Source organism: uncultured Enorma sp., assembly GCA_905210055.1.
Classification (GTDB): Bacteria; Actinomycetota; Coriobacteriia; order Coriobacteriales; family Coriobacteriaceae; genus Enorma.
In genome coordinates this window covers 1-7662 of the sequence record CAJLVH010000091.1, presented here as the reverse complement: position 1 = coordinate 7662, position 7662 = coordinate 1, and the positions used below count along the sequence as shown (strand labels likewise).

The window sequence follows — 7662 nt, the reverse complement described above, 5'->3', positions numbered from 1 at the left end:
GCCGAGCGCGCCGTGGAGCTGGGCTTCGCCGACGCGATCGTCGAGCCGCGTAAGGTGGCGTAGGGGGGGCAGCCGAGGGGTTCGGTGTATACTTGAAAACGCGTCTATGCCTGCGCTATATGCCAGGAGAATAGGGGGATGCGCTCATGGATGAGGTCCGCGTTTCTGCTCTTGCCAAGGAATTCGGCATGTCGTCCAAGGAGATGCTGGCAGTTCTAGACGACTTGAAAATACCTGCTCGGTCCGCTTCTTCGCCGCTGGATGGTGCCTTTGTCCGCATAGTTCGAGAAAAACTACCGGTCCTCTATCCAGAGAAGGCTGCTATCCAAGCCGAAGCGAAGCGTCGGCGCGAAGAGGAGCGCCAGGAAGACTTGCAGCGTCGCGAGCAGGCGCGACAGCATGAGGAACGTCTGCTCGAGGAGCGGTGTGCTCGCGAAAGGGAGTGGCGAAAGGCGCGCGAACTCGTCCGCGCTGCGGAGCATGCTGTCCGAGATGTAAATAGGGAACGGCGCAGGAAAGAATCATTTGAAAGTCGATACGCCTCGCTGCTTGCGCAAATCGAGGCGCAAGAGGCAACTGCGAAATGCAAATCGCCTGATGAGCCCGAAAAGGGTAGATGGGATGATCAGTGCGACAAGTTCGATGTCGGTCTGATTGACGAGCTGCTGAGACAGCTGCGGCGTAAGGGCTACCTTCCTGAGGAGGCAAGCGTCGAATCGGTGCGCGACGTCGTTCTCAGCTCGTTCGAAGGGTCTGGACTGATCGAGCGCGTGCCGTGCGAGGAGTCTTGGGAGCATAGTCCAGACATTCGCTCCTCGTATTATTGGCGTGTCACGGATGCGGGGCTTGAGAGTGGGATTGTCCAGGGCACGGCAAAAGTCTCCGCTCAAAACTTCCGTTTCAGCGCTTTGTTTCCTATATTCTTGGGGCGCGGTGCCTCGCTGGTTTTCGACGAGCTTGACCGGAAGGGCGTGCTTCTGGAGGATCCTGAGGCCGAGCTGGAAAAGCGCGAGCTGGAAAAGCGCGAGTTGGCCGAGCGCCGGGAGCGGGCCGAGGCCGAGCGCCGGGAGCGTCAGGAGGCGGAGCGTCGGGAGGCCGAGCGCCTTGAGACGGAGCGTCGGGAGGCCGAGCGCCTTGAGGCGGAGCGTCGGGAGGCCGAGCGGGAGGAGATCAAACGCCAAACGGCCCTTCGAAGAAGAGCGGAGATAGAAAAGATCATCCAAGATAGGGGAATCAAGAAGCTGTACCACTTCACCCAGGCGAGGAACCTCGACAGCATCTTCGAGCATGGGATTTTGTCCAGAAATAAAATAAATGGCCTCAAAATCGATGCCGCTGTCAACGACAGGGAGCGCTGGGATGGGCATACCGATGCCATCTCTGTATCTATTTCCGGGGCAAATTACCGGATGCTCTATGCTCTTGGGAAGGGTAAGCAAAACCGGGGTGAGACGTGCCCGGGAGATGCGTATGTTCTGCTGGAGCTCGATCCGAGCCTGCTGTACGAGCTCGATTGCGCCTTCTATCCTACGAATGCTGCGAGCAACCGGGTTCGCCATGCCAGTAAAACGGAGTTCCAAAGCGCGCAGGCGCTAGAGAATATGTTCGCAGACGGCGTGCCGTGCCCGGCGGGGACATACTCCCGTGCCAAGTGGAACCTGGATCCTTGCGAAACCAGCGATCCCCAGGCAGAGGTTCTGGTGTTTGAGACAATTCCGGCCCACTACATCAATTGTGTGCTCTTCGAAACGGAAGATATGGTCGATGAGTATTGTGAGTGGGTCACAGACGACAGCCACATCCCATACAAGATAGTGTCGGATGATGATAAGCCGTTCAAGCCACGTCGCGATTTCTCCGACTGGAAGAAGGGCGAGAAGGACGGCGGGGACAAGCAGAATGGGGAGGGTGCGACAGACGAGAAGGGCATGGCCGCATACGACGACGATGAGATGTGGTAGGGTGACTCGACATGGCTGTCAGACCGGTATTCACCGTCTCACTCGATGAGCGCCTCTGCGTGAAGAGGGATGTCGAGTTCACGTTCTACAGCGGCTTCTCAGACGCGCAGAAGAAGCGCTGCGTCCGGAGCCTCCATCAGGCGTATCTGGAGGAGGCCCCGGGCGCCCGGGTGCTGGAGGTGTCCAGCCGCTCCGAGGAGGAGCTGGGCGTGCGCTTGAGTGCTTTCAACCTCATGATGACCTGGGGGAACGGCGCGCGCATCTCCGTCGAGTCTGCCTTTCAGGGTAGCAAGGTGTTCGAACAGGGCGGGCCGTACCGCGACCTATGGGGCAAGTCCTCACGGGATGCCAAGCGCGACCCGCGTCTCCGCTCGAGCGGCAGCGTCGTGGGCTTCCAGTTCGGTGACAAGCGCTTCGCCTGCGAGCCCAAGACCTTCTTCTACGACTGGCTCTACATCCACACGCTCGCCCAGGAGGGAAATGCCGCCCTCGCCGAAGGGATACTCGCCTACGACGCGTTTACCGACATCGAGTTCAACCCCAAGCGATCAATCAATTGCCAGGCAGAGGCGGCGGCGATCTTCGTCTCGCTATCCCGGCAGGGGTTGCTGCGGGACGCCTTGGAATCTGAGGACGGTTTCCGCGAGATCGTGTTCCAGGGGGTGGCAAGCGAGACGGCCGCTGATCCCGCAGGTGGACAGGGGCATCTCTTCTAGACCAGGCATGGCGCGACGCGCGTCGTGTTAAAATCAATATAATCATTGAAATTAATGATTCGGAGGTGCCGCATGGTCACGATGATGAGCACGAAACTCACGAAGGGCGGGCAAACGACCGTCCCCAAGGAGGTACGGACGGCTCTGGGCATTGCGGACGGCGCGCGCGTGTACTGGTCATTCGACGGGCGGCGCGCCTGGGTGTCCGCCGTGCCGACGGATCCGCTCGAGGTGACAGACGAGGGGGACTTCCGCGCCCGGCTCGCAGAGGCTGAGGCCGACGTCGCCGCCAGCCGCGTGAGGCCGGCGCGGGACGTCGCGGGCGATTTGGGTGCGAGGTACGGTCTTGCATAGATACGAGATCTTGGCAACAAGGCGCTTCGAGGATGATCTAGACACCGCTCTCAGCTGGAGGCTCCGCGAAGTCGGACGCTCGAGTGCCGCCAGGCTCTACAGCACGTACCTCTCGAAGCTCGACACGCTGGAAACCTTTCCGCTCCTGGGCGGGCGCGTGGAGGGCTCCGAGTACCGCTGTACGGCGATCGGGGGTTACATCGCGGTCTACTCCGTTGATGAAGCGGCGCGCGTGGTCACGCTCATGCGTCTCTTTCATATGTCGGCCGACTGGCGTGCGCGACTGCTCGCAGATGAGATTGAAGACCGGCCTAATTAGCAAAGCGAGCTCCCTGCTCGGACTGGTTTCGGCACTGCGCCCGAATGAAAGCTGCCGTTTCGAATCGGCCGCGCATTCGGGCGCATCAAGTTCAAGCTCTGTCTTATAAGAGGCCAGGGAGCGCATCGCGATTCCGCATTTCACAATCAAATATTCCAACACGCGAGTATCAGTATTTGAGCAATGGGCGGAGCACCGCCCCGGCACAGAAAGGAGCATCATGCTCGATACACTTCATCCCGGTTTCGTGAACAAGCAATCCGGCCATGGTGTCATCGGACTGCACCCCCGTGAGGCGGCCTTCGTCCAGCGTGTGCTCGACGATGACCAAATGTTCTTCGGCACCGCCGGCTACACCCGCCGCGAGCTTCCCGCAGGTTCGCTCGATCCCGCAGGCATCGCCCTGCGCGCCTGCCAGACGAAGCGCACGCGCGAGTCGTACAAGGGCGAGCCCATCATCGCCTTCGAGGTGCCCTATGACCAGAACGAGTGCGACGACATCATGCGGGAGATGTACCAGATGCCCATGATGTCCTGCTGGGCGCAGCACCTGGAACACGACCTCGGGTACGCGATCGGGGCGCCAAGCCCCGAGCTCACCGCATTCGCCAAGCTGCCCGAGACACCGACCACAGGTCACATCTACGGCGAATCCGAGACCATTGCCTATGTGGCCTGGATGCTCGCCGAAAAACTCGGCGTTAACGCATCCTGGCGCTACCGGCTGACACCCGACGAGCGCATTGCCGCAGAGCGCCTCATCGCCGAGTCACACAAGCAGACCAACGGCTATTACATTGACGACTATACCCTCGGCGTACTCGACGTACCGCGCAACCAGAACGCCTGCGACGAGCTGACGCGCGCCATCCACTGCGCGCCATTTCTGCCTGAAAGCATCGTCTGTGAGGCACACTTCCACGGTGTCGGCGACGACAACCTCGGCATCGACCTCGATGAGCTGCGCAACGCGATGCCAATCTTCTCTGCCGTCGACGATGACCCCACGCTGCCAAGCGATGAGGAAAGCGCGCGAGCTTTCAAGACGTTTACCGCCATGCATCGATAGCGAGATGATGAGCGATGACGACGCGGCCGATCAACAACACCCCGATTCCCTGCATGCCCCATGCGGAGTCCGAGCGCGCATTCGACGAGTTCGCAAGCATGCCGCTTGAGTGAATCTAGTCTGCCCCGTACCGCAACGGGTAATCCCATGATTCGCCTAGCCAGGAGGTAGCTATGTCAGAGGAAACCATCTCGCACGGGCAGCCATCCCAGGATATGGAGCGCTGGCGTGAAGCCGGGCGCCGGGGTCGCGAGCTCATCGAAGCGAAGCATCGCGCCGCATCCATCAAGAAGGTTGTCCAAGACCGGGGGATCAAGAAGCTGTACCACCTCACCCAAGCGAGGAACCTCGACAGCATTTTCGAGCACGGGATCCTGTCCAGGAACGAGCTCGCCCGTCGGAAGATCGACGCCGCCGTCAATAGCAGGCTGTGTTGTCAGGAACTCGCCGATACCGTTTCCGTGTACATTTCCGGAGTCAATTTCGAGGTGCTTCACACCCTTGAGCAGCATAAACGGGAACGGGGCGAGACGAGCCCGGGAGACACGTTCGTGCTGCTGGAACTCGATCCCAGCGTGCTGTATGAGCTGAACTGCTCGTTCTTCCCGACCGGCGCGGTCGGCGGTCTGTTTCGCATCAAATGGGAGACGTCCTACGGCGCGCGGGCGTTGGAAAGCATGTTCGAAGACGGCCGTCCGAGCCCAGGGGGAGGCTACTCCCGCACCAAATGGGACTTGAAGCCCTGGGAAGTCAGCGACCCTAACGCAGAGGTGTTCGTGTTCGGGGCGATTCCGCCCCGCTACATCATGCGCGTGTTCTTCAAGAGCGAGGAGCAGATCGACGAGTACCGCAGCTGTGTCGGAGACGACCGCCACATTCCGTATCAGATCGTGTCGCATGAGGCCGCGCTGTTCGAACGACGGCGCGATTGGATCGACTGGGATATTTCCAGCATGTATGCAGCAGTGAGGAAAGAAAGAGCCGCTCGCCGGGGAGGCAAGAACGGCGGGTTCCGTCTCGTTGACTGAGCGACGCGAGCGCGCTGAATGGCGGTTTTCCCAGCCGGTGTTCGCAACACGTTTTCAATACCCGAACAAGTTCCGTATCCGTTGGGAAGGGGCGCGCACATGCCCGATACCGCAAGCGTCGTCTTCGGGCGCAAGGCCGAGGGCGCCATGTTCACCTCGCGCGAGAAGTACGAAGCCGTCAATGCCGAGTCGACAGGCCTCGCACGCATACGTTTCGCCATCGACGAGCCTTCTTATTGGCCCGGCGGGGCGTATTCGTCGTGCGCATCTACTTCTATAAGGACGGCGTGGTCGTCGCCGGGGCGCTCTGCAGCGAGGACGGCACGCCCGCGCGGGATATCCTCGCGTATACGGGGTGGCGGCGTGCCGCTGCCCGGCCGGTGGGGCCGGTCGGGCCGGTCCCGCTCGGGCCGGTGGGGCCCACTGCTCCAGTAGCGCCCGTTGCACCTGTAGCGCCAGTCGGGCCTGTAGGACCTGTCGGGCCGACAGCTCCTGTTGCGCCGGTCGGGCCGGTCACGGTGACAAGCGTGAAATCCGGTGAGATACCAGGAATGCCACGTGGATTGTTCGTATTTACATCGTACAGCGCTCCGCTATAGTACACCAAGTCCCCTATTGAGTAGGGCGTACCAGGGACGAACTGCTCTATCGTATCAATGCCCGCGCCGGTAGCGCCTGTAGCGCCGGTAGGTCCGGTGGGGCCGGTCGCTCCAGTCGCGCCGGTAGGCCCGGGCGGACCGGTCGGCTCAGTTGCGCCTGTGGGCCCGGTGGGGCCGCTCACACAGCAGACATGCTTGCAGCCGCGAGTGTTGTTGCAGTCGTGATCACAGGGCTTTATCACGTTCATATGGCAGCACTCCAGCTTGTCGCGCCAGTCTGAGTCGTTGCACTTGTGCATATGCTTGCTCCCTTCACCATGGTATCAGGAATTCGGCACCCTTTCGTGCCTGTATCATTGTATGCACCCGCGCTTTTCTTGTTACGGCGCAAAAAAAGGAGCCCCGACATGTCTGTCGGGGCCACATATGCCGACGCTTCCGGCTCACTCGAGCAGGAACACGTCTTCCACCGTTGCTTCCAACACTGCGCAGATCTTGAGCGCCAGCTTGAGCGAGGGGTTATACCGCCCGCGCTCGAGGTTTACGATGGTCTCCCTGCGTACGCCGACGGCGTCAGCCAGCGCCTGCTGCGTGAGCCCGAGGCGCTCTCTGTGCTCGGATATGCGGTTTTTGAGCAGAACCTCGTCTTCCATCATTTCACCCGGTCATTGTACCAAAACATCACCAAGCGCGCGACAAAAACAATGAGCTGCCACAGGCAGATAAAGGTCAGAAAGTACACCGGCGCCAGTTTGCCCCGCATAGCCGGTATTATGGCAAAGGCAACGCAGATGCCCACGATGAAAAACTCCCACGACCGCAGGAGCATGGAGTCTATCTTCCCCATCAGCGCCTTGACCATCTCGTCCTCGTTTCGCTTTATTGCCTGGTGATTTTTGACGACCACCACTATGAGCGCAATGGTGAAAAGCAGGTACAGGTACCGCAGCCAGGTCGTGTCGAGCTGCAAAAAGCCCTTTAGAACCAAGATAAGCGTGAGATATAGTGCAACAACAATGTCGCTCACCATGCCGACATACACAGTTTTCACACCGAGCCCTCCCTTGCTCCATAGTGCGATGTGCGAAATATACCACATCTCCTGATTACAGTATACCTGACACCGGCGCGGCGCGTCAATTGTCAAATGTGCGAAATATACCACATCAAATCCGGTAAAGCGACAAAAAAGCAGCCGCCCGGGCATGCGGCTGCTATAATTGTATTGCGTTCAGATCTCGTACCAGCGAATCTCGTTGGCGTCGAGGCCCAGGTCGAAGCTGGTACCATCGCCGCGGTAGACGGTGGTGCTCTGCGGCTCGTAGGTGTTGTTCACGACGCAGTACTTGCCGTTTTTCACGAAGGCGTGGACTTCGACGTTGAAGTTCGTCGAGAACCACTTGTTGAGCTCGCCCTCGTCGTGCGCGGACCAGAGGATGGCCCGGTAGAGCAGGCGGCTGTTCTCGAAGCTGTACGGCAGCCCGCTGATATACACGCCGCGGCCCTCGCCGTAGCCGTTCACCGCCAGCTGGACTTCCTTCTCGCGCTGGACGAGTATCTCCGTGCCTTCGAGCGCGTACATGTTCTTCTTGCCCTCGCCGAAGTCCACGTCACCG

Annotated in this window: 9 protein-coding genes; 6 read left to right on the top strand and 3 right to left on the bottom strand. The window is 60.2% G+C overall.

All coding sequences use genetic code 11. The features are described 5' to 3' along the window. The first annotated feature begins 146 nt into the window (after positions 1-146). The 6 genes from QZ079_RS06585 to QZ079_RS06560 all read left to right on the top strand — a co-directional run bounded on the left by QZ079_RS06585 (position 147) and on the right by QZ079_RS06560 (position 5447). The gene (locus QZ079_RS06585) at positions 147-1961 is read left to right on the top strand and encodes a DarT ssDNA thymidine ADP-ribosyltransferase family protein (protein WP_297036684.1); all 1815 of its coding nucleotides are present in this window, start codon (positions 147-149) and stop codon (positions 1959-1961) included. An 11-nt stretch (positions 1962-1972) separates the two neighbouring features. Then, on the top strand, positions 1973-2677 hold the full coding sequence (locus tag QZ079_RS06580) for a DUF6977 family protein (RefSeq protein WP_297036682.1): 705 nt from the start codon (positions 1973-1975) through the stop codon (positions 2675-2677). 72 nt (positions 2678-2749) lie between these two features. Further along, positions 2750-3031, top strand: coding sequence for an AbrB/MazE/SpoVT family DNA-binding domain-containing protein (locus tag QZ079_RS06575; RefSeq protein ID WP_094334944.1), 282 nt, complete (start codon positions 2750-2752; stop codon positions 3029-3031). A 10-nt stretch (positions 3032-3041) separates the two neighbouring features. Beyond that, positions 3042-3350, top strand: coding sequence for a type II toxin-antitoxin system RelE/ParE family toxin (locus QZ079_RS06570; protein ID WP_291289050.1), 309 nt, complete (start codon positions 3042-3044; stop codon positions 3348-3350). 220 nt (positions 3351-3570) lie between these two features. Beyond that, complete coding sequence (locus QZ079_RS06565; RefSeq protein ID WP_297036677.1) at positions 3571-4419, top strand: hypothetical protein; 849 nt, start codon at positions 3571-3573, stop codon at positions 4417-4419. A gap of 173 nt (positions 4420-4592) precedes the next feature. Then, entirely contained in the window at positions 4593-5447 is an 855-nt protein-coding gene (locus QZ079_RS06560; RefSeq protein WP_297036672.1) for a DarT ssDNA thymidine ADP-ribosyltransferase family protein, read from the top strand. A 1042-nt stretch (positions 5448-6489) separates the two neighbouring features. Here the strand turns inward: QZ079_RS06560 and QZ079_RS06555 are convergent. The 3 genes from QZ079_RS06555 to QZ079_RS06545 all read right to left on the bottom strand — a co-directional run. Continuing rightward, a complete protein-coding gene (locus QZ079_RS06555) occupies positions 6490-6684 on the bottom strand; it encodes a helix-turn-helix transcriptional regulator (protein ID WP_297036687.1) in 195 nt (64 codons plus the stop codon). A gap of 14 nt (positions 6685-6698) precedes the next feature. Continuing rightward, positions 6699-7097, bottom strand: coding sequence for a hypothetical protein (locus QZ079_RS06550; protein ID WP_297036670.1), 399 nt, complete (start codon positions 7095-7097; stop codon positions 6699-6701). A gap of 180 nt (positions 7098-7277) precedes the next feature. After that, the coding region (locus QZ079_RS06545; RefSeq protein WP_297036667.1) for a 1,3-beta-galactosyl-N-acetylhexosamine phosphorylase C-terminal domain-containing protein at positions 7278-7662 on the bottom strand (385 nt) is incomplete at its 5' end.